At 53.3% G+C, this 21,730-nt stretch carries 19 protein-coding genes; 6 read left to right on the top strand and 13 right to left on the bottom strand.

Annotated elements, in window-relative coordinates; all coding sequences use genetic code 11:
* Nucleotide 1: 1 nt before the first annotated feature.
* Nucleotides 2–529 (bottom strand): component of SufBCD complex, encoded by a 528-nt coding sequence (locus tag AC2FNV_RS03190; protein WP_170477746.1) that lies wholly within the window; start codon nucleotides 527–529, stop codon nucleotides 2–4.
* Nucleotides 530–649: 120 nt separating this feature from the next.
* Here AC2FNV_RS03190 and hemB point away from each other — a divergent pair, with 120 nt between their 5' ends.
* The 4 genes from hemB to AC2FNV_RS03170 all read left to right on the top strand — a co-directional run bounded on the left by hemB (nucleotide 650) and on the right by AC2FNV_RS03170 (nucleotide 5,480).
* Nucleotides 650–1,648 (top strand): porphobilinogen synthase, encoded by a 999-nt coding sequence (gene hemB, locus AC2FNV_RS03185; protein ID WP_170607750.1) that lies wholly within the window; start codon nucleotides 650–652, stop codon nucleotides 1,646–1,648.
* Between the two features lie 140 nt (nucleotides 1,649–1,788).
* Nucleotides 1,789–2,361 carry a lipid-binding SYLF domain-containing protein gene (locus AC2FNV_RS03180; RefSeq protein WP_170477751.1) on the top strand — a complete coding sequence of 191 codons (573 nt, stop codon included), beginning with the start codon at nucleotides 1,789–1,791 and terminating at the stop codon, nucleotides 2,359–2,361.
* A gap of 166 nt (nucleotides 2,362–2,527) precedes the next feature.
* Entirely contained in the window at nucleotides 2,528–4,990 is a 2,463-nt protein-coding gene (locus tag AC2FNV_RS03175; protein WP_170607748.1) for a penicillin acylase family protein, read from the top strand.
* A gap of 91 nt (nucleotides 4,991–5,081) precedes the next feature.
* A complete protein-coding gene (locus AC2FNV_RS03170; protein WP_254442613.1) occupies nucleotides 5,082–5,480 on the top strand; it encodes a nuclear transport factor 2 family protein in 399 nt (132 codons plus the stop codon).
* A gap of 18 nt (nucleotides 5,481–5,498) precedes the next feature.
* On the opposite strand, the gene AC2FNV_RS03165 is transcribed toward AC2FNV_RS03170, so the two are convergent.
* The 12 genes from AC2FNV_RS03165 to dusB all read right to left on the bottom strand — a co-directional run bounded on the left by AC2FNV_RS03165 (nucleotide 5,499) and on the right by dusB (nucleotide 20,102).
* Nucleotides 5,499–5,807: a putative quinol monooxygenase gene (locus tag AC2FNV_RS03165; protein WP_170607747.1), complete on the bottom strand. Its 309-nt coding sequence runs from the start codon at nucleotides 5,805–5,807 to the stop codon at nucleotides 5,499–5,501.
* A gap of 23 nt (nucleotides 5,808–5,830) precedes the next feature.
* The gene (gene hflX, locus AC2FNV_RS03160) at nucleotides 5,831–7,102 is read right to left on the bottom strand and encodes a GTPase HflX (RefSeq protein ID WP_170607745.1); all 1,272 of its coding nucleotides are present in this window, start codon (nucleotides 7,100–7,102) and stop codon (nucleotides 5,831–5,833) included.
* Entirely contained in the window at nucleotides 7,102–7,341 is a 240-nt protein-coding gene (gene hfq, locus AC2FNV_RS03155) for an RNA chaperone Hfq (protein WP_010440340.1), read from the bottom strand. Before hfq ends, hflX begins: the two co-directional genes overlap by 1 nt.
* Before the next feature lie 131 nt (nucleotides 7,342–7,472).
* The gene (locus AC2FNV_RS03150; protein ID WP_170477759.1) at nucleotides 7,473–9,011 is read right to left on the bottom strand and encodes a TrkH family potassium uptake protein; all 1,539 of its coding nucleotides are present in this window, start codon (nucleotides 9,009–9,011) and stop codon (nucleotides 7,473–7,475) included.
* A complete protein-coding gene (gene trkA / locus AC2FNV_RS03145) occupies nucleotides 9,011–10,387 on the bottom strand; it encodes a Trk system potassium transporter TrkA (protein WP_170477762.1) in 1,377 nt (458 codons plus the stop codon). The genes AC2FNV_RS03150 and trkA overlap by 1 nt, the downstream gene beginning before the upstream one ends.
* 588 nt (nucleotides 10,388–10,975) lie before the next feature.
* Nucleotides 10,976–12,142 carry an MFS transporter gene (locus tag AC2FNV_RS03140; RefSeq protein WP_170610940.1) on the bottom strand — a complete coding sequence of 389 codons (1,167 nt, stop codon included), beginning with the start codon at nucleotides 12,140–12,142 and terminating at the stop codon, nucleotides 10,976–10,978.
* A gap of 43 nt (nucleotides 12,143–12,185) precedes the next feature.
* Nucleotides 12,186–12,833, bottom strand: coding sequence for a helix-turn-helix domain-containing protein (locus tag AC2FNV_RS03135; protein ID WP_367648188.1), 648 nt, complete (start codon nucleotides 12,831–12,833; stop codon nucleotides 12,186–12,188).
* A gap of 44 nt (nucleotides 12,834–12,877) precedes the next feature.
* The gene (ntrX, locus tag AC2FNV_RS03130) at nucleotides 12,878–14,287 is read right to left on the bottom strand and encodes a nitrogen assimilation response regulator NtrX (RefSeq protein WP_170607741.1); all 1,410 of its coding nucleotides are present in this window, start codon (nucleotides 14,285–14,287) and stop codon (nucleotides 12,878–12,880) included.
* 3 nt (nucleotides 14,288–14,290) lie between these two features.
* On the bottom strand, nucleotides 14,291–16,573 hold the full coding sequence (locus AC2FNV_RS03125) for a sensor histidine kinase NtrY-like (RefSeq protein ID WP_170607739.1): 2,283 nt from the start codon (nucleotides 16,571–16,573) through the stop codon (nucleotides 14,291–14,293).
* Between the two features lie 99 nt (nucleotides 16,574–16,672).
* Complete coding sequence (locus AC2FNV_RS03120) at nucleotides 16,673–18,040, bottom strand: response regulator (protein WP_170477776.1); 1,368 nt, start codon at nucleotides 18,038–18,040, stop codon at nucleotides 16,673–16,675.
* On the bottom strand, nucleotides 18,040–19,122 hold the full coding sequence (locus AC2FNV_RS03115) for a two-component system sensor histidine kinase NtrB (protein ID WP_170477778.1): 1,083 nt from the start codon (nucleotides 19,120–19,122) through the stop codon (nucleotides 18,040–18,042). Before AC2FNV_RS03115 ends, AC2FNV_RS03120 begins: the two co-directional genes overlap by 1 nt.
* On the bottom strand, nucleotides 19,119–20,102 hold the full coding sequence (gene dusB / locus AC2FNV_RS03110; protein ID WP_170607737.1) for a tRNA dihydrouridine synthase DusB: 984 nt from the start codon (nucleotides 20,100–20,102) through the stop codon (nucleotides 19,119–19,121). The genes AC2FNV_RS03115 and dusB overlap by 4 nt, the downstream gene beginning before the upstream one ends.
* Before the next feature lie 182 nt (nucleotides 20,103–20,284).
* Between dusB and AC2FNV_RS03105 the strand changes: the two genes are divergently transcribed.
* Nucleotides 20,285–21,415, top strand: a complete 1,131-nt coding sequence (locus AC2FNV_RS03105) for a bifunctional 2-C-methyl-D-erythritol 4-phosphate cytidylyltransferase/2-C-methyl-D-erythritol 2,4-cyclodiphosphate synthase (protein WP_170607735.1) — start codon at nucleotides 20,285–20,287, stop codon at nucleotides 21,413–21,415.
* A partial coding sequence (locus AC2FNV_RS03100) for a phosphatidylglycerophosphatase A family protein (RefSeq protein WP_496772372.1) occupies nucleotides 21,412–21,730 on the top strand: 319 nt, incomplete at its 3' end. The genes AC2FNV_RS03105 and AC2FNV_RS03100, both read left to right, overlap by 4 nt.

The following is a 21,730-nucleotide window of genomic DNA, read 5'->3' as shown; positions in this document are numbered from 1 at the left end:
TCTACCAACCCAGAACGCCGATGGAAAAGTTCTGATACATACCCCAAAGCGATGTGACCAGTATCGAAACCACACCAATCATCTGTGTGAAGACCCTGCAGCGTGTCAGGGTTTTGGACACATTTTCGAGTGTTGGTTCCAACGTCTTCAACTTACGAGCAGCCGAAAGGTTGATTGCGCCCACGAAACATAATGGAAACAAAAGTAAAAAGAGCGCCTGCGCAAATTCAACGCCGTAGTAAAAACCCAATATCGCCAGACCAGTGAAAACAAAACAACCGAGCGCAAGTATCACAAGGCCCGAAACTTCCATTACATAAAGTAACCGATTGCAATTTATGCGCACGATATCCAACAAGTCTTGTTCGGATTGACCTTTGACACGTCGCGCACGCACGACCAGATCGTAGGGCACGCCCATGATCCAATGACTAACGGAAGACCATAGCACAGCCAATGCGATCCAAAACCACAGATTCGAAAAGCTGCGCATATCAATGAGTTCAAAGATCGAAGAGTATATGTCCAAGCGTCAGCCCTTTATTCACGGCCTTCAGTAGGGTTTGTCTTGCCGACGCGATCATTGGCACCCTTGAGACTGCATGGAATTCATGCCACCCAATGCAAAAATGTTCAAGGAGACTGCGCAATGAAACCAACCATCGCACCGTATCCTCTGGCCCGTTTCCGTCGCGCGCGCAAATCCCAAGCGATCCGAGGGCTGGTCCGAGAAAACACGTTGACTACTGATGACCTTATTTGGCCGGTTTTCGTTCGTGACGGAGAGGGCGTAGAGGAGCCGGTGCATTCTATGCCTGGTGTCAAGCGTCGGTCTGTTGATTTGGTCGCAAAGGCAGCTGTGGAAGCACAGGCTTTAGGTATACCTGCAATCTGCATTTTTCCTTATACCGATGCGTCTCTGAAAACCGAGGATTGCGCAGAGGCATGGAGCCCTGACAACCTTTCAAACAGAGCCATTCGCGCCGTTAAAAAAGCTGCGCCTGATCTTGCCGTAATGACGGATGTTGCTCTGGACCCCTACAATATCAATGGTCATGATGGGTATGTCGTTGACGGTGAAATCGTGAATGACCTAACTATCGAAGCCTTGGTCAAAATGACGTTGGCGCAGGCCGAGGCCGGTGCTGATATCATCGGTCCCTCTGACATGATGGATGGGCGAATAGGCGAGATGCGTCGCGCGCTTGAGGCTGCAGGGCATCATAACGTTATGATTCTCAGCTATGCAGCAAAATACGCCAGTTCTTTCTACGGACCGTTTCGTGATGCCGTCGGCGCGTCTGGCGCTTTGAAGGGTGACAAAAAAACCTACCAGATGGACCCGGCCAATTCCAACGAAGCTCTGCGCCTGATCGAACGTGACCTGACAGAAGGCGCTGACATGGTCATGATAAAACCCGGCATGCCCTATTTGGATATTTGCCAAAGGGTCAAAGAAACCTTCGGAGCGCCAACATACGCGTACCAAGTGTCAGGGGAATTTGCCATGATTCAGGCCGCCGCCCAAAACGGGTGGATCGACGGTGAAAAAATAATGTTTGAAAGCCTTCTTGCTTTCAAACGCGCCGGTTGCGACGGCATTTTGACCTATTTCGCACCTGAAGCGGCCAGAACCTTGCAAGGCTAAATCACCATTGCCACGCAACTTTTCGCCGATTCACTGGGCGCTGGATGCAGCTTTTCCGTGACATGGCGCAGTATTCGGCGTACTCTTACACATAAGATCGGGATCACCCGGCAAATCAGGCAGTTACACAGAGAAAAAATATGAGCAGTTCCAATTTCCCTCGACTGAACCGTCGTGGCTTTGCCTTAGGCATTGCAGGTCTGACATTTACGGCCGCATGTGGCAATGGCGTTGGAAATTCCAATGCGGCCAAAATTGACGCTCGCGTCGATGCGACGTTGAACGAAATGTATACCAAGTACCCGAACACAATCGAAATTGCCGACAAATCGAACGGCATGCTGGTTATGCCTCTGATAACCGAAGCTGGATTCTTCTTTGGCGGCGGCTTTGGCCAGGGCGCGTTGCGTATTCAGGGGGCAACTGTCGATTACTATTCCGCAGTCAAAGGCACTGCCGGTCTACAGATTGGCGCGCAGCAATATGCGCATGTACTTTTCTTCATGACCGAAGATGCACTGAATGATTTTCGTCGCTCGAGCGGTTGGACCGCTGGCGCAGACATTGGTTATGTCGTTGATGCAACAGGCAGCACATTGTCAGCGACCACAACAACATTAAGAACACCCGTTATTGCGGCGATATTCGGTCAGGCCGGACTGTTGTTCGGGGCCACAGTCGAAGGCACCAAATATACGCGTATTATTCCATAACCCCAAGCAGCAAGACCCCTCGTTGATGAGCCTCGCCGGACTATTTGGCGGGGTTCATCAAATTTTTGGGTCCAGAGTTCGATGCGAACGGTAAAACTCTTTCGGTTCAGTCGGGGTTCTACTAATCTTCGACCCACCGAAAACGGATTGGGAATGTGGGGCAGGAATGGGGCTTGTTTTTCGTTGGCTAGTACGGATTGCGACAGGTCTAATTTTGCTGATTTTGGCGGCCGTAGGTCTTGTTTATTTTTTGGCCAGCCAGTCCCTACCCACCTACAACAAGACTGTTGAAGTAGCGGGAATAAACGCACCCGTTGAAATTGTGCGTGACACCGCCAATGTTCCCCATATTTTGGCGCAAACCGATCCGGACGTGTTCTTTGGTTTGGGTTACGCACATGCGCAGGACCGGCTGTGGCAGATGACCATGTTGCGCCGAACAGTTCAGGGGCGTTTATCTGAGGTTTTCGGCGCACGCACAGTTCACATCGACAAGTTATTGCGAAGGCTTGATCTTTATGGACTGGCGCACAGGTCCTTCGATGTCCAAGATGACTATACCAAGGCTGCGTTACAGGCCTATGCCGCCGGAGTAAACGCGAGGTTGGATGAAATCAACGAAATGGCACTGGGGCGCGGAGCACCTGAGATGTTCCTGTTCAACGCTCCCGTATCGCCATGGCAACCAGGCGACAGTATTGCAGTAATTAAGCTAATGGCGCTGCAATTGTCGGGTCACTTGCAGGATGAAGTACTGCGCGCGCGCACGTCGCTTATGTTGGATGATCCTCAGCGTTTAACAGATGTTCTGCCGGATGTCCCCGGCCCCGGCATCGCCGCATTGCCGGAATATGCACATCTGTTTCCTAACTTGCCCCGTTTCGCCTCAGGTACGGTTCTGCCGGAAACGCCTCTCTCTCCTATTTCCGGCCGGGGTCTATCTGGTGCTTCCAACGCTTGGACAGCCGCGCCCTCTCGATCGGCCAGCGGCGGCACGCTTCTTGCCAATGACCCGCATCTAGGTTTCACGGCACCGGGCGTTTGGTATCTGGCCCGGCTGGAACTGGCCAAAGGAGGCGTTATCGGAGCCACAATTCCCGGCGTTCCGGCCGTCATGGCTGGACGCAGTGACCGGCTGGGATGGGGTCTCACATCGTCCTACCTGGACGACCAGGATGTACATATTGAAAAACTAAACCCCGAAAATCCAGAAGAATACCTGACCCCCAATGGCCATCAACGGTTTCGAGCCCGTCCATCAATCATAGAAATCAAAGACGAATCCCCGATTACTCTAACGCTACGCTGGACCGAAAACGGTCCGGTACTGCCAGGAACCCATTACGATCTTGAGACTATCACCCCGCCGGGTCACGTCGCTTCGCTATCCTGGACCGCGCTTAGCGCCAGGGACACGTCAATGACAGCGTCCATGGCATTAATGAACGCAGTTTCAGTGCGTCAGGCTATTGTAATTGCCGAAGATTTCATTGCGCCTTCGCAGAACTTGTCGCTGGTGGACAAGGAGACAATCGGAATGAAGGTGATTGGCGCTATGCCCCGGCGCGATCTTAACAACCAAAGTCGGGGGCGCATTCCGACCCCTGGATGGCTAGCCAGAAATCGATGGCAAGGCCGCCTGCCCTACGCGGACAATCCCGAGTTTGTTGCGCCCGTCGGTGGCGTTCTGGGAAATACAAACAACAAAGTAATCGACCGACCGTTTCCATTGCACGTCTCTTATGAATGGGGCGATTCACAACGGGTTCACCGTTGGGAAAGGCTAATGCAATCCCGCGAAGTACACACACGCGACAGCTTTATCGAGGCGCAGCTGGATACTGTAAGCTTCACGGCCCGCTCTCTGTTGCCGTTGGTTGGCGCCGATTTATGGTTCACTGGTGAGTCCGCACCAGAAGGTACCCTGGAACGTCAGCGCCAGATTGCCTTAGATTTGCTGGCAAATTGGAATGGTGAGATGAATGAGCACCTTCCCGAACCTTTGATCTATGCAGCGTGGCTTCGAGCGCTTCAAATCCGGTTGATCTCGGATGAGCTCGGTCCTTTGGCCACCGAATTCAAGCATGTCGAGCCGCTGTTCATCGAGCGCGTCTATCGCGACATCGAAGGTGCCTCTGTCTGGTGCGATGTAGAGCAAAGCGCCCCGATCGAGAATTGCACCGACATGGCTCGGTTGGCATTGGACGATGCACTTATCTGGATATCCGAACGCTATGGCAGCGCCCTGGAATCTCTTCGTTGGGGCGACGCGCATCAGGCAACCCACGATCACACCGTCTTGGGAAAGGTTCCGCTGCTTCGCTATTTCGTCAACATTCGTCAGTCCACAAGCGGCGGAGACAACACCTTGCTGCGAGGGCGTACTTCTGGCGAAGGGCCGGATCCATTTCAAAATGTGCACGGTGCAGGCTATCGGGGCGTGTACGACTTTGCTGATCCTGACAGTTCGGTTTTCATTACGGCTACGGGCCAATCCGGCCATTTCCTTTCTCGCTATTACGATGATCAGGCTCAATTGTGGCGGCGAGGAGAGTATATCCCAATGTCACTGGACATCGGACTGGCACGTGCTGCGGCCGTTGGAATCACGTTGCTGACTCCACGCTGAAGAAATCGGCAATTCCCCGCCCCTTTTAGCTTATGTCGTGGACGAAAGCGCATCCAATCGCCTAGTCTAACCGCAACGAGGGATAGGGGGAATGAGCATGGCCAGCATGCGGGATCTGCTGAACAATTTGGCAAGGGACTATGCCATTGCTTGGAGTTCTGGCGATCCCGAGGCCGTAGCTTCGTTCTTTGCTAAAGATGGTCAAATTACGATTAATCGCGGTGACCCCATTAAAGGCCGTGCGGCTATAGCAGACATGGCGAGCGGGTTTTACAGCGAGTTTCCTGATCTAGAAGTCCGATGCGACATGATGCGCTGGGCGGGCACACACGCTATTTTCGTCTGGACGTTGGAGGGACACCACGCCAAGACCGGCAACCGCGTTGTTACCCGTGGATGGGAAGAATGGGAACTCGATGCCGAACACAAGGTCCAATCATCGCTAGGATGGTTCGACTCGGATGATCACCAGCGACAGATTGATGGCTAGTGGACGCTGGACTGCATCCTATTCGCCCTCTTCCACTTTCACTGTGTAGTCGCGCGGGACACCCTGGGTGACTGTAAACCAATCCGAAGCTTTGGTTCGGCTCTGATGAGCGTCAAAAGCTTCCTGATTTTCAAAAACTTCCGAAACGTTAAAACGGCCTGTTTGAACGGTATCTTCGACAACTTCAAAGGAAATGCACCCAGGCTCAGCGCGTGTCAGCTCGATATGCCGCGGCAAAGCAGACCGCACCTGCTGTAATTTATCTTCAGGTACGTCCAAGAACCCTTGAAGGTATACTTTTGCGATACCATCCTCATTCGCATTCATTAAATTCAAAATGGCACCTTGGATCAAAGACCGTCGAATTTCGCCGCCTGTTTATCGGTCCAAAGCACGTTAATAACAAACCCATCATCGGTTTGTTCTTCTGAGCGAACAACATCTTGCCGAAAAAGCCAGGCGCGTTTGTCTCCCTCTGCGAAGCTAAGCTTTAATGTTTTCTCGTGTCTGGTACCCTGCAATTGCGTAGCGATTTCCGCCAGTAAAGTTTCGAGACCTTCTCCAGTGATCGCCGAAATGGCAAAAATTTTTCGATCGCGTTCCGCCCGCGCCAAAGCGGCTTCGCGTTCGTTCTCGCTCAGCAGATCTATTTTGTTCCAAACCTCAAGCCTCGGGCGCCCTTCATCCACACCCAATGAGTCTAAAATAGTCTCCACGTCCTGCGCCTGAGCGTCACTCTCTTCGTGACTAATGTCCCGAACGTGTACGATCAGGTCAGCACCCAACACTTCTTCCAAAGTAGCGCGGAACGCAGCGACCAACTCGGTCGGTAGGTTAGAAATAAATCCAACAGTATCCGAAAGGATAACTTCGGGCCCATCCGGCAACTCAACCCGACGCATGGTCGGATCCAACGTGGCAAACAACATATCCTTTGCCATTACTTCCGCACCAGTCAGGCGGTTAAACAGTGTAGACTTGCCTGCGTTGGTGTAACCGACAAGCGCAACAATTGGGTAAGGCACCTTGGCCCTCGCAGCCCGGTGCAATGTTCGGGTCTTAACAACCTTCTGTAGCTGACGGCGCAGTCGCACAAGCTGCTCATCAATTGCACGGCGATCAGCCTCAATCTGGGTTTCCCCCGGACCACCGACAAAGCCCAACCCGCCCCGTTGCCGCTCCAAGTGGGTCCATGCGCGAACCAAACGCGTACGCTGATAGCTAAGCGCGGCCATTTCGACCTGCAGCACACCTTCGCGTGTTCTTGCGCGATCAGAGAATATTTCCAGGATCAAGCCGGTTCGATCAAGAATCTTGACCTTCCAAGCTCTTTCCAAATTGCGTTGCTGCACAGGCGTTACCGGGCCGTCGATCAATACAAGCTCGATCTCACTTTCACGAAACGTTTCGCCCAATTCTTCAATCTTGCCGCTACCGAACAGCAAACCGGGTTGGGCACGTTGCAGGCGCACGATTTCAGACCCGATTACAACTAAATCGGGCAAAGCGGCAGCAAGCGAAACCGCTTCTTCCAACGCGGGCTCAGGAATGCGGCGTTGTTCATCTGTTTTGATTTCGGGATGCAACACCCAAGCTCGGGTGCGCGTCCGGTCATGTTCCATCAAGAGGCGTCTTCGCCCTCATACAAGCTGATCGGCTGCGATGGCATAATGGTGGAAATCGCATGTTTATACACAAGCTGCGACTGTCCGTCGCGGCGCAATAATACGCAGAAATTATCAAACCAAGTGATCACGCCCTGCAATTTCACGCCGTTGATCAGGAAAATCGTGACCGGGACTTTTGCTTTCCGTACGTTATTCAGGAACGCGTCCTGCAGATTCTGTCTGTCCGAAGCCATATTTTTATAATCTCGCCATTTTTCTTGCTACGCGCTGCGGACCAACGCGCTCCCTCTGGCTGAGTATGGAGTGGCAAGCACAGATATTCCAGACGAAAAATTGTGCAAGAAGATTGCGGCACTAATCCTTGTCAATCGCGCCACAGTGTCGGCGTTATCAATGCAATGATCGCCAATGTCTCCAGACGTCCAATAATCATAGCCGCGCAAAGCGTCAGTTTGGCCCCGGCTGAAAGATCGATGAGGCGGATGGGAACGTCAGTAGCAAGCTCAATCAGCGGTCCGGTTGTACTCAGCGCGGCGACGCTGAGTACCATAGCATGTTCAAAGCCGACTCCGGTGATTGCCAATAAAAGGTCAAACAGAGCTAGGCTCAGCGCGAATAGCATAAGAAATATCCAGGCGATGAATGCGCCATCGCTTTGAATTCGGCGATTACCGCCACCCTCTCCACTAACCGACGAAGGATAAATAAGTCGGTCTATTTCGCGTTTGCCATTTAGATATAGCGCGAATACCCGCAATAGCTTCACCCCGCCCGCTGTCGTGGCTACTCCACCACCGATCAATGCCAGACCCATCAGGACCAAGCCGGGTGTTCCCAGACCGGAAAGCTGTTGAGCATCGTTCCAGTTGGCGCTTTCAAACCCTGCCGTGGTCAAAAATGACATCACTGTGAACAGCATTCCCCAGATCACATGCAAGGCCTGACCAGCCGTAATCTGCAATCCAATCTCCGTGACACCAGCCAAAACGCGAAAGAAAAGCAGCATCGCGACGACAAGTACGATGAGGATACCAATGCGAAGTTCAGGGTCTTTATCAAGGCGCGCATAACCAGTCGTGGCCGTATCTGCCGAAAAGGTCAGGCGCGACAAGGCAAAAAACAAAAACAGGAACAAGATTAACTCGCCGGTTATGCCCGCAGTAGACCCTTCCAAGCCCCCGACCGGAGAGATGCCTGACGTTGCCATGATTGACATAGCATGACAAACCGCGGTCAGTCCTTGTTCGCCTGCTATCAGCAAAAGAATCCAAATCACTCCGGTCAATCCAGCATATACCGGAGTCAATGTACGCGTCACACGGATGAGGTGACCGCGCGGATCCGTTTTCTCGCTTTGCGCGACGCCCGATACAGGACGCCCCGGTTGGCCCCTTGCCGTCACCTCAAACCCGCCCAATGAAAGAGGAGCCAAAATCGCCGCCGCTGCGACCCACATCAAAAGCCCACCTAACCAGCCGACAAGTGCCCGCCATAAATGAAGCGGCGCATTTAATCGGGTCGGGTCGCCAAACAAATCAGCCCCAGTCGTAGTCAATGCACTGACCATATCGAAATATGCGTTCAGAAAACTGGTGGTGCCCAACGCATCATGGAATGGGATGGCGAGGAAAAGGGGCAGGATCGTAAACGAGGCCAGCAGAACAGCCAATTGCCCAAGCGTGCCGCGGCGAGGTCTGCGATTCATCTGTGCCAGGGCGATCAGGTTAACGATGAATAAACCCAGCAGTCCGGAGTAAAAAAACGAACGCGATGTATCGTGGTCATCAAGAGCAAGCGCATAAATGGCCGGAATCCACATTGCAAAGGATACGATACCCCAAATCATCAGCAAAAGAGGCAACCGCCGCAAAACACCGTGCCGTTGCTGTCGAACCCGGATCATCAGAAAAAGTCGATCGAAACCTGCATCAGGCGCTCGACCTCTGGCACATCTTTGGCCAGAGCAAAGATGGCAACCACGTCTTTTTCTTCAATGCGAAGACCGCCAGTAGGGCGTAAAACCTCGTCTCCTTTGTGTACAGCACCGACCAAAACACCCTCGGGAAAATCTATGTCACGTAGCCTTTGACCAGCCATAGGGGAAGTTGACAGAACTTCGGCCTCAATAACTTCGGCTTCGGCATCGCCTATAGAATAAACCTGCCGCACGCGACCATGACGAATGTGACGAAGGATTGAGCTTACGGTTGTCGCCCTGGGGTTAATATAGGCGTCGATCCCCAGTGGCCCCATCAGGGCAACCATGCTCGGGTCATTAATCAACGCTATGGCAAGTGCGCAGCCCTCGCCTTTTGCCCGCACAGCCGCCAGCATATTGGTCCGGTCATCGTCGGTAACCGCCAGCATCGCATCGGCCCGCCCGATACCAGCCTCGCGCAGAAGCGCAGAGTCAAGACCATCGCCGTGCAGAACGATTGTTCGTTCCAATGCTTCGGCGGCGATTTCGGCGCAGGCACGATCACGTTCGATAATCTTGGCCCTTACACGACTTTCGCGTTCTTCCAGAGTTCGCGCGACCTCAAGCCCAACATTCCCGCCGCCAACGATTACGACGCGGTCTTGTTTACCCTGAAGTTTTCCGAACACCTCCATCGTGCGCTCCACATCCTGAACGCTTGTGAAGACATAGCACTCGTCACCTACGAACAACTGATCCTCGGATTCTGGCGCAAAGAGCGAGCCTTCGCGCCGGATCCCAACAACTATCGAGCTGAGCGTAGAGAATAAGTCCGTCAACTGCCTCAAGGGTGTGTTCACGATTGGACAGTCTTCATCAACGCGAATACCCAGCAACTGGGCCTTACCGTCCATGAAAATTTCGGTATCGAATGCGGACGGCGCGGACAAGCGGCGCATCGCAGCGGCGGCTACTTCGCGTTCAGGGCTGATCACCACATCTATCGGGAGGTGATCGCGGCGGTAAAGATCAGAATGGATGGCCTGAAGATAGGATTTCGACCGCAAACGGGCGATCTTACGCTGAATCGAAAATACGGAATGCGCCATCTGGCAGGTGACCATGTTCACCTCGTCAGAATGGGTGGCGGCGATAATCATGTCTGCATCGCGAGCCCCTGCCCGTTCCAGCACATCGGGATAGCTGGCAAAACCCGCTATCCCCTGAACGTCCAGTGTTTCGGTCGCGCGGCGCACCAAATCGGGATTGTTATCCACCACCGTCACATCATTCAGTTCACCCGAAAGGTGCCGCGCGATTTGCCAGCCCACCTGACCAGCGCCGCAAATGATGACCTTCATGTTCCTGGCCCTTCTGCCTGAATTCTTTGAATGACAGATGCCCACATAGCGGTCAATTGAATTGTCATGGCTACTTTGATGAGGCAATGTAAGTGTATGAAATCAATGCTGCCCACACTTGTTTGCCTGCTGACATTGTCGGCCTGCGGACCGTTGTCGTTGTATTACCGCGAAGGGGAAAGCGTTTCACGCATGCAATCTGAGACGACGGAATGCCGGGTTCAGGCCTTAAAAGACGCGCCCGTAGCAAACCAAGTACGACAAAGCCCACCAGTCTATTGGCCGGGTCGGTCTTATTGCGACGGCAGAGGACGCTGCTATCGAACTCCCGGTTGGTGGGAGCCGGGTAGAATTTACACGGTGGACGTAAATAAAGGACTTCGCGACACGGTCGAGGCCCAATGTATGGCAAAGAAAGGCTTTCGTCCGGTAAGCCTCCCACCCTGCAAACAAGCGGTTAAATCTAGGGTGGCAGCGGTACGAACAACGACATTGCCTCCGCTCAACTCGGCATCGTGTTTTGTCAAATTTGATGACGGGTCATTTCAGATCATCACGCCAGGGCAAACTGGGTAGCGGCCGTTCTTTCTAAGCAGCCATCCGTCGACGCGCCAGCCAAAGATGGGCACCAATCGCGGCCAGGTAAAACCCGACAACTGCAACAAGCATTCCATCCACTCCGGTTAGTCCTAAAACAGCCAACAGGACAGGCGTACCCAGCAGGTTACCGGAATTACCCATCTGGGCCATCGCCCCATAACTCAAAGCCTGCGTCTCTGCAGAGTCATTCAATTCAGGTACAGCAGCGAAGCTGCCACCTTGCACCAAACCCAGAACCGCAAACAAACCGATGGCGACATAAGTTAACGGACACCCCAAAAAAGCGGTACCCATTATGGCGATCCCAAGGGCAAAGCCCAAATTGATCACGGCTACGCTGGTCAGATAGGTCAACATCAACGGCACAGCCAGCCAAGACAAAACAATCCCGGCCAGCGGCATCAAACCTGCCACTATTGAACCAGTATTTCCTTGGAACTGACCGGGCAAGATTGCGAGAAGCGAGACAAAAGTCAGGGTATAAAAAAACCATCCGATCGGAGGAGCAGCCACCCGAGGAGAGCTATAGATCCGCGCATGCGCTCTTAACAAAGCGCGCCAGCCCCAATTGAATTCGCCCGGTTCTCCCAAATCGATTCTAATGCGGCACAACGCCAGGATTGCTGCGGTTAAAATCATCAAACCGCCATGCAACGCGAAAAATACTGACAGCCCAAATTGATCGACAATTTGTAGACCGATCCATGCGTTTAGTGCGAAAGCGACGCCAAAAAAAGTACTCCACAATACCATCGCCGCGTTGCGTGCACGTCCTACCGTGATTTGTGCCATGATTGTTGGCGCGGCAACTACAATTGCCAGGTGAGACATCCCCTCGACGACACGACTGGCCAACATGACGTAAAAACCGGGCTCCGTCGCTTGAAAAAGAGAAACTAGCCCTCCTAGGACAAGGCCAAAAATCAAAAGCCGCGAGGGGCCAATCCAGGTGGTTATTGAGCCTGAGAGGGCACCGAGAAGGGCGCCTATCAAGCTCACGATCGATAACAGCCAACCAATCGCGTCGCCAAATTCGGGATACAGCGACGAAACTTCGGTAAACGGAACCGCGATTTTGGCAAATTGCGTGGCCGCTCCCAACCCTGCCATCCAAAGCAGAACGACCTGAAATAGAACTTTAAATGAACGTGCCATAAGGCGGTTCTATCGATACGGCGCAGCCTCGGGAACGCATAAATTATGCGGACGCAGCACGGGAACTAGTTACCAACCGCACCGGAGTGCCATCAGAAAGGTAAAGTCGCTCCCACACGATTTCGCCGGCCCAGATGCGTATTCTGTCGTGCACCGCCTCAGATGTTATGAAAGCCTTAGGTAGCGGCGCGTGAAGTTCCCACCATCCTTCGTTGGCCAACTCAGTCTCAGCCAAGCGGATTTCATCCGTTGCGAATTGCCAGAGCGACACTCCCAACAAAGCGTGCTGGCTCGTCCGCCAGTCCTGCGCACGGCTGGCGGAATAAGCGAGGCATTTGTGGCTGGCTTCGTCCACCAGATGCACGCACTCTTTCGAATTCATCACAAGTCGCTTCAAAACTTCGTCTTCTGTCTTTCTCGATTCGAACTGAGAAAACACTGATTGTTGAGTCTTCGGGGACGGTGTTTGTGATCCACTTTCCCATCGCGACACAGTGGTTTGGTTCACCTGCAACCGGTCGGCCAAGGCGGATTGCTTCAACCCGATAGATCTGCGCAATCGCTTCAAACGCAAGCCGAATGCGGGATAGCCGCGTGTTTCTAGCACGAGGCCTTTTGATAATTGATGGTCGCTGACCAAATCTTCACTTTCACCGTACCGACCAGACATCCAACTGGTTGATTTAGTCACGACGCAAAACTCCGTCAAAAATCTCTATTGTTAATTTCGATAGATCATTCTGCTGGTTCCGGTTCGTCAATTTGCGCCACTCTTGCACCGGATTTATTCGATGTAACAACACCTAGAGACTTCAGTTTGCGATGCAATGCGCTCCGCTCCATACCGACAAAGCTGGCTGTGCGGCTTATATTGCCGCCAAACCGATTGATTTGAGTCAGCAAATATTCGCGTTCAAAGGCTTCGCGCGCCTCTCGCAGCGGCAATGTCGCCAACGCTCCGGATAAAACAACGCGCCCTGTTTCGTCGGACTTTTCCTCTTCGCTTGGCAATTCCCGTGCTTCTACCGGACCTGTACCATCGCCCAGTATCAAAACGCGCTCGATCAGATTCTTCAGCTGTCGAACATTGCCGGGCCAAGTCATCGTCTGCAACAAGGCCACAGCCTCATCCGACAATTCTCGCATCGGCAAGCCCTGTGTTTCATTACAGATCCCAATAAAGTGCTGCGCTAGCACAGGAATATCCTCGCGGCGCTCCTCCAACGAAGGCACGGCGACTGGAACGACGTTAAGGCGGTGATACAGTTCTTCTCGGAAACGTTCAGCCGCTATTTCCTCTTCGAGATTGCGGTTCGTTGACGATATGACGCGAAGATCGACCCGCACTTTGTCGGTGCCGCCGACCCGTTGAAACTGCTGGTCGACAAGAACACGTAGAATCTTGGACTGAGTACCCAAAGGCATATCGGCCACTTCGTCGAAATAGATTACGCCTCCATGAGCTTCTTCCAACAAGCCGGACTCCACACCGCGTTCTGCGGTTTCACGTCCAAAAAGAACCTCTTCCATCCGCTCCGGCTCGACCCCAGCACAGTTGACAGTAACAAAGGGTGAATTCGCGCGATTGGAATGCGCGTGAATATAGCGCGCAGCGATTTCTTTGCCTGACCCCGCCGGCCCGCTCAGCATCACGCGACCGTTCGATTTTGTCACTTTGTCCAATTGGCCCTGCATTGCTCGGAAGGCGGCAGATTTTCCGATCATGTCCGAACTACTGACTTCCTTACGCTTGAGCGAAGCGTTCTCTCTGCGCAGCCGCGACGTTTCCATCGCGCGCCGAATAACAACCATTAACTGGTCGATGTTGAAAGGTTTTTCGATAAAATCGTAAGCACCTTGCTTGATGGCAGCGACCGCGATCTCGATGTTGCCATGGCCGGAAATGATAACAACCGGAACATCTGGGTTATCGCGTTTCACCGCCTTCAGGATGTCAATGCCATCCATTCGGCTGTCCTTCAACCAGATGTCCAGGATCAACAGCCCCGGGGGTTCGGAATTAATGGCCGTCATGCACTCGTCCGAGTTCCCGGCCAGCCGGGTTGAATAGCCTTCGTCCTCCAGAATGTCGGACACCAGTTCGCGAATATCGCGTTCGTCATCTACGATCAGAATGTCACTCATCTTTTAGCCTGCTTTCAGTGGTTTGGTTTTTTTCGCCTGTTTCTGAGGCGCATTGGTCGGGGTCTCTCCGACCCCGGGAAGACGGATGACAGCCATTGCGCCAAAATGGTCCTGTCCGTCGAAGACGGGCGCATCTTCAAGTGTCAGCGCACCGCCGTGTTCTTCGATTATCTTTTTGACAATGGGCAGGCCCAGACCCGTCCCCTCGTCGCGGGTAGTTACATAAGGTTCAAACAGCCGGGCCCGGTCTTCTGGCAGACCAATACCGTTGTCCGCGATGGTGATCAGTGTCCCGTTATCGTCAACGGACATCTCAATTTTGATTTGCGGCAGCAGATTTTCCGGCGCACCTTTTTCTTTCAGTGTTTCAATCGCTTCACCCGCGTTTTTGATCAAGTTGGTCAATGCTTGGTTCAACATCGTTGCATCAACATCAGCCTGCACCGGTTGATCTGGAAGGTCCGCTTTGATTTGTACGCCCGGTTGACCAGACTGCTGCAGCAAGACCGCTTCGCGAACAAGGTCGACCACATTTTCGTTATTCCGGTCGGGTTCAGGCATACGTGCAAATTTGGAAAACTCGTCCACAATACGTCGCAGATCATTTGTTTGACGCACAATGACGTCAGTCATCGCCTCAAGGCTCTTGCAGTCTTCTTCGTCGAGTTTGCGGGAAAATTTGCGTTTTATCCGTTCGGCGCTCAATTGAATCGGTGTGAGTGGGTTCTTGATCTCGTGTGCGATCCTGCGCGCCACATCACCCCAAGCGGCCATTCGTTGTGCGCTTACCAAATCAGTGACATCATCAAAGGCCACGACATAGCCTTCAAGACGACCATCTTCGCCGCGTCTGGTCGCCATCCGCACCAGCAGATTCTCTAAGCGCCCCTTTCGAGTTACCTTAATCTCACCCTGAATTGATTCTTGCCCGCTGTCTTTTAAGCTTTCGAACAAAGGCAAAAATTCGGGGACTGCAATTCCGATGGCCAAATGTTGCTCTCCTCTGGACCAGTCAAGCAGTCTTTCGGCAGAGCGATTCACAAAAGTCACGCACCCATCTGAGTCCACTCCTACAACACCGGAGGTGACAGAGCTCAGGACCGAGTCAAACAGACGACGGCGACGCTCGATCTGTCTGGTGTTTTCCAGAAGCGTGTCCCGCTGACCTTTCAACTGCCGGGTCATCTGATTGAAATAGCGTCCCAGCATCGCAATCTCGTCGTCGCTGGCCTCTTCAATCACCTGCACACTTAAGTCGCCGGCACCCACGCGCTGTGCAGCCGTGGTCAATCGCCCAACAGGGCGCGACAGCCGCTCGGCGAACCACATCCCCAGTGACATCGCCGCGAGAATAAGGATGACCGCAAAACCCAGATACAAAAGCCCAAATTCGAATAGTACCCTGCCTCGCTCACTTTCAAGTTGTCGGTAAAACTGGGCTGTTTCCTTTGTGTCATCCAGAAGAGTCAGAAGCTGGCCGTCAACTTCGCGACTTACATATAGATACCGATCAGCGTAAGCTCTCAGGGGAACAAGGGCGCGAAACTCGCTGTTGTTCCAATCGTCGATTATGGCAAGACCTTGATTGTCGGCTTCAGCAATCTGTTCAGTTGTAGGTTCTTCGTAATTGAATAAATAGGAACGATCACCCCGCGCTCGGATTTCGCCACTGCCGTCGATAACATAGGCCTCTCTTAAACCGCGTTGAATCTGTGCTTGCCCTTGCGCCAAAACCTCACGCAGCTCTGCGTCGGAAATGTAGAAATCCAGTGCCCTCGCATTGTCCAAAAACCGGGCCAGCACAGAAGCGTCCTGCGTCAGGCCTTGTCTGTGTTCCAGCTCGTATGCCTCTGCGGCAGTAAGAGAAGAGCCAACAACCTGACGAACCCGGTCAGAGAACCAGCCCTCGAGGCCGATGTTGACTGTTAAACCAGCGAAGATGGCCACAGTTACTGTGGGAACCAATGCCAGGAGCGTAAAAGCTCCGATCAGACGAAGATGCAGGCGGGATCCCGCGGACTTTGCCCGGCGGGCTGCGATCAGGCTGCCCAGCTGGCTTAAAACCAGCGCTGCGACAACCAGCACATACACAAGATCGGCCAATAGAATCAGACGGAGTGTTGGGGCCGTCGCGCCAAGATCAAATGGACCGATAACAAGGTAAGTCGCAAGTGTAAGGATGGGACCCAGAATAACCAGGCCGAGGCTGCCAATATTTCGCAATCTCCGTGACTTACGCCACTGATTGATCGATAGGATTGACCGGCTGTGTGCCCGGGTTGCCACCTTCTGCCCTCATTCTGATGTGCCGCTTGCGCAGCTAACCGCCATATCTCGTGGTCGTTGCCCGGGTCGGACCCGGATGCCACGGTTTGTGTGGCCATATTACATCAGTTTGCGGCGGCGTGTCACCTGAATATCGAGGTCTGTAATCTTTTTTCGAAGAGTATTTCGGTTAATACCTAACAAATCAGCACATTTTGCCTGATTGCCACCTGTTGCCTCGAGCGCAATTTCGATCAAGGGCGCCTCGACTTCGCGCAGAATCCGCTGATACAGGCCCGGAGGGGGCAGAATGTTTCCATGCAGATCAAAGTAGCGACGCAGATGACGGTCAACAGAAGAAGAAAGTTTTTCGCGCTCACCGTCGCCCAAAACCGGCTCAGCTTCGGGCTGTGAACCCAAAACCATCTCGACCTCCAGCTTCGAGATTTCGTCAGCACGGCTGGTCAAGCTCAAACGGCGAACGGCGTTTTCCAATTGCCGTACGTTGCCTGGCCAAGAGTAACGCCGGACGAGTTCCACCGCTTCAGGGCTGAGCCAACGCTTTGTCCCACTGTCCCTTTCTTCGCGAGCCAAAAAATGGTCTGCCAACAGCGTAACATCATCAACTCGTTCACGAAGCGCGGGCACATGAATCGTGGCGCCGCTCAGGCGGTAGTAAAGATCCTGCCGAACTCGACCCTGTTCCATCGCGTCGGCCAAGTCTGACTGGCTGGTAGCCATAAATCGAGGCACGTGATCTCCGGGTGTATCCATCATTCGGACGATACGCGCCTGAATTTCGTCGCCAATATCCGTGATTTCGTCGATTAACAGCGTTCCGCCGCGCACTCGCGCCATCACCCGGGCAGGTCCTTCAAGATCACTCAGATCCGCAGCCGTTGCCGTGACAAAAGGCAGAGTACGCCTATCCGAGAAGTCATGAATAGCCTTCGCAATCAAAGATTTACCGGTTCCACTTTCACCAGAAATGATTACCGACAAATCTGTATTCATGACGCGCGCAACCAGACGATATAACGCCTGCATGACTGGGGTTCGACCGACCAGTGGCAGGTCATCAGGTCGATCCTCGCCATCATGTGTGATCTCAGGCTGACTACGCTGTTTCTGATCCAGCGCGCGCGCAGTGCGCTTCATCAGGTCCGGTAAATCGAACGGCTTGGGAAGATAGTCGTATGCATCCGCCTCGGCGGCCTGAATGGCGGTCATGATCGTATTCTGCGCCGAAATCACAATGACTGGAAGACCGGGCCTATCTTCTGCAATTTTAGGCAGCATTTCCAGACCATTACCGTCCGGCATTACCACATCTGAAATCACCACATCGCCCTTGCCTTCACCGACCCAACGCATCAAAGTCGTCAGCGAAGACGTCGCGTGAACCTTACATCCTGCACGAGTCAGCGCTTGTGTTAGAACTGTTCGGATCGTGCGGTCGTCATCGGCAACCAGTACTGTGCCATCCATCAGTTATTCTCCATAATTTTTTCATCACGCGGCGCCCGGCGCAGCGATAGCCGAAAAACAGTACGCCCAGGAACTGAGTCCGCTGTAATCCAGCCGTCATGATCGGAAATGATCTTACTGACCAATGCCAACCCAAGCCCTGTCCCGTTTTCCTTGCCCGAGACGAAAGGATCAAAAATATCGCTTCGGATCTTATCAGGCAGACCCGGACCGTCGTCGATAATCTCGATCTGCAACGGTAATGAATGTCCCGATCCGTCGCTGCGACGCAGTCGGAAGGAATGCTCGAAATACGTTCGAAGACGGATTTTTCCGCCCTTTGGATCGGCTGCTTCGGATGCATTTTTCAGCAGGTTCAAAATTACCTGCAGAAATTGATCCGGGTCACCATAAGCCAAAGGCAGCGAAGGGTCGTAATCTTCGATAATGGTCATGTGAGCGCCAAATCCAAGCAAAGCGGATCGGCGGGCGCGGTCCAGTACATCATGTATGTTCACAGGCTTGAAATCCGGCTCGGACAGATTGCCAAATTGCTCGACTTGTTCCAAAAGCTTTACGATTCGGCGGCTCTCAGCAACGATAAGATCCGTTAATTCAAGATCTTGAGCCGATATATTCATGCTCAACAACTGTGCCGCACCTGTGATTCCAGCCAGGGGGTTCTTGATTTCATGCGCAAGCATTTCTGCCATGCCGATCGCGGACTGAGCCGCCGACTTTACCGTGTTCCCTCTGGTCATCTGACCCGCAAGTTCGCGTGGTGAGATTATCATTATCATTGAACCCGGATGTCCCATCAGGGGCGCGATTTGCAATGCGCATTGCAAGGGCGCCCGGTTACCCGAACCAACATCCACATCGTTGACAAAGAGTGGTGAGCTTTGCTGCCGTGCCCTCAGAAAAGCGGCCTCCAACGGAGCGTCCACGGCGACCTGATCCCAGACGGGATGCCCCAGAACGGACTTGCGTGAGGCGTTCAGAAAACCCTCACCCGCAGAGTTCACATCAGAAATTCGATCCTCGGCATCTATTATGAACGCCGGGACGGGAAGAGATGCCCAAATGCTTTGATCCGAAGTCATGCAGCGACCTCTCGGTCGGGCAATAACGCGTCAACCAAAAGCCTCAGTACTTCTTTTTCATCTCGTGAGGTCAGAACGGCGCGACGTAGACCGGCGGGCGTGGCCACTTCATCCATGTACCAGCCGAGGTGTTTGCGTGCGACGCGCAGACCAAGTTCGGCACCATAAAACGTCAGCATCGCCAGATAATGTTCTTGAACCATTTCAACAAGTTCAGCGCCTGAAGGAATGTAAGGCTCGGGCGCACCGAAAAGATCATTGCATACCTGAGCCAAAAGCCATGGCCTACCTTGCGCACCACGACCGATCATCACTCCGTCTGCACCTGAGAGTGAAAGCGCGGTGCGCGCAGCAGCCGCGTCAACGATGTCACCATTGGCAATGACCGGAATTGAAACTGCATCTTTCACAGAACGTATGGCTTTCCAATCAGCGCGTCCCTTATAAAACTGGCAGCGGGTGCGTCCGTGTATTGTTACCATTTTGACTCCGGCATCCTGTGCGCGGCGTGCAACATCGGGAGCATTCAAAAGATTATCATCCCACCCCAAACGAGTTTTTAAAGTCACTGGAACCTGAACCGCCGAAACCACAGCCTCGATAAGCGTCAGTGCATGGTCCGGCGTTTTCAACAATGCCGAGCCGGAATAGCCGTTGGTGACTTTCTTTGCTGGGCATCCCATGTTGATATCAATTACCCGGGCGCCGCGGTCAGCAACCTGTCGGGCAGCCTCAGCCATCCAATACGCTTCACGCCCCGCCAATTGGACAGCGGTGTTTTCAACATCGGCTGAAAGTTCGGCCCTTTCCCTGACACCGGGTTTCGCTTGGACCATTTCTTGGCTTGCAACCATTTCGCTCACCACCAGTCCAGCGCCAAAGCGCATTACGAGATCGCGAAAAGGTCGGTCGGTGATTCCAGCCATGGGCGCCAGAAGCACCGGTAAGGCCAAGTCCTTTTCAGCAAGACGCAGTGTCAACGTGCCTAATCCTTGAGCAATTGGAGTTTTGATATAGAAATCGGAGCATATGAACAATAAATCGCCGCGCTACAAGCCCGCAAAATCATCAGTTGCTTAATTTTTAATCACGTTATCGCAGGTGATTGCCTCTGCATTCACCGCGCCCTAAACATTCCCAACGATCAGGAGGCCACGAGCGCATGAAAACTGCAGCAATAATTGTCGCCGCAGGGCGCGGTCAACGCGCAGGAGGTGGCACGCCAAAACAATGGCGTGTCCTAGCAGGTCGGCGCGTCGCAGATTGGACAATCGAGCGGTTTACCGACCTTGTCGATCACATTGTACTTGTACTATCGCCTGATGATGAAAGTGCGTGGCACGAATTCAGGGACAGCGACATTATTCTCGCCGCCGGCGGAGACGACCGTGCGAATTCTGTTCGAAGCGGACTACACGCACTTTCCGATAAGGGCGTTCAGCGTGTACTTATCCACGATGTAGCGCGCCCTTGTGTTAGCCCTGACACGATAACAAACATACTGTCATCATTGAAAACCTATATTGCAGTTGCACCTGGGTTGGCTGTGACGGATGCACTCTGGACTGGTGACGGGTCTGTCGTAACCGGAGTTCAGGATCGGACCGGATTGTACGCGGCTCAAACGCCGCAGGGATTTCATTACGACGCCATCGTTTCAGCTCATGCCTCTCATTCCGGAGGCGCTGCGGACGATGTTGAAGTTGCACGCGCAGCAGGCTTGGAAGTCGCCATATTGCCGGGTGACCTCGATAATATCAAAATTACGTATCCCGAGGATTTCGCCCGGGCCGAGCAAATTTTAGGAGCAGCTATGGACGTAAGGTTGGGCAACGGGTTTGACGTGCATCGTTTTGGTGACGGCGACCACGTGGTTCTGTGCGGTGTAAAACTTCCGCATGATCGCGGACTTCAGGGCCACTCGGACGCGGATGTCGGAATGCATGCCGTAACCGATGCAATATATGGAGCGTTAGCGCAGGGTGACATAGGTCGTCACTTTCCCCCGTCCGACACTCAGTGGAAAGGTGCAGCCAGCGAGATATTTTTGCGGCATGCAGTAGAATTGGCAGGTCAGATGGGATTTCGACTATCCAACGTGGATTGTACGCTGGTTTGCGAGTACCCCAAGATCGGCCCGCATGCCCCTGAGATGCAAAAAGAAATGTCCAGAATTATGGACTTGGAATTGGACAAAATCTCTATAAAGGCAACGACGTCCGAGCGTTTGGGTTTTACCGGACGCGGCGAAGGCATCGCGGCATTAGCCACCGTATGCGTGGTGAAACCGTGAACGTCGCGCGTCTGGTTGGGACGGTTTGCGGGATTGGATATCTGCGACCGGCGCCAGGAACTTGGGGGTCTTTAGCCGCATTGCCTTTGGCTTGGGCCATGCATGAGTTGGGCGGTTTTCCGCTGTTGGCTCTGGTGACACTTATCGTTTTTGCGGCGGGTATTTGGGCCACTCGTGAGATGACGGCTGGGCAAGAAAATCACGACCCTTCAGAAATCGTTGTCGATGAAGTTGCCGGTCAGCTGATCGCCGTGTGGGCTATCTCTTTTCCAGCTTGGACCCATGGTATAGAAATCACACAACTTTGGCCGGGAT

The sequence above is a fragment of the Ruegeria sp. BHSA163 genome (assembly GCF_059613365.1).
This window is presented reverse-complemented; position numbering and strand designations above follow the sequence as displayed.

Coding starts and splice junctions, on each gene's coding strand:
- hemB (WP_170607750.1), top strand. CDS start 650: ATGAAACCAACCATCGCACCGTATCCTCTGGCCCGTTTCCGTCGCGCG.
- AC2FNV_RS03180 (WP_170477751.1), top strand. CDS start 1,789: ATGAGCAGTTCCAATTTCCCTCGACTGAACCGTCGTGGCTTTGCCTTA.
- AC2FNV_RS03175 (WP_170607748.1), top strand. CDS start 2,528: ATGGGGCTTGTTTTTCGTTGGCTAGTACGGATTGCGACAGGTCTAATT.
- AC2FNV_RS03170 (WP_254442613.1), top strand. CDS start 5,082: ATGAGCATGGCCAGCATGCGGGATCTGCTGAACAATTTGGCAAGGGAC.
- AC2FNV_RS03165 (WP_170607747.1), bottom strand. CDS start 5,807: ATGAATGCGAATGAGGATGGTATCGCAAAAGTATACCTTCAAGGGTTC.
- hflX (WP_170607745.1), bottom strand. CDS start 7,102: ATGGAACATGACCGGACGCGCACCCGAGCTTGGGTGTTGCATCCCGAA.
- hfq (WP_010440340.1), bottom strand. CDS start 7,341: ATGGCTTCGGACAGACAGAATCTGCAGGACGCGTTCCTGAATAACGTA.
- AC2FNV_RS03150 (WP_170477759.1), bottom strand. CDS start 9,011: ATGATCCGGGTTCGACAGCAACGGCACGGTGTTTTGCGGCGGTTGCCT.
- trkA (WP_170477762.1), bottom strand. CDS start 10,387: ATGAAGGTCATCATTTGCGGCGCTGGTCAGGTGGGCTGGCAAATCGCG.
- AC2FNV_RS03140 (WP_170610940.1), bottom strand. CDS start 12,142: ATGGCACGTTCATTTAAAGTTCTATTTCAGGTCGTTCTGCTTTGGATG.
- ntrX (WP_170607741.1), bottom strand. CDS start 14,287: ATGAGTGACATTCTGATCGTAGATGACGAACGCGATATTCGCGAACTG.
- AC2FNV_RS03120 (WP_170477776.1), bottom strand. CDS start 18,040: ATGGATGGCACAGTACTGGTTGCCGATGACGACCGCACGATCCGAACA.
- AC2FNV_RS03115 (WP_170477778.1), bottom strand. CDS start 19,122: ATGACTTCGGATCAAAGCATTTGGGCATCTCTTCCCGTCCCGGCGTTC.
- AC2FNV_RS03105 (WP_170607735.1), top strand. CDS start 20,285: ATGAAAACTGCAGCAATAATTGTCGCCGCAGGGCGCGGTCAACGCGCA.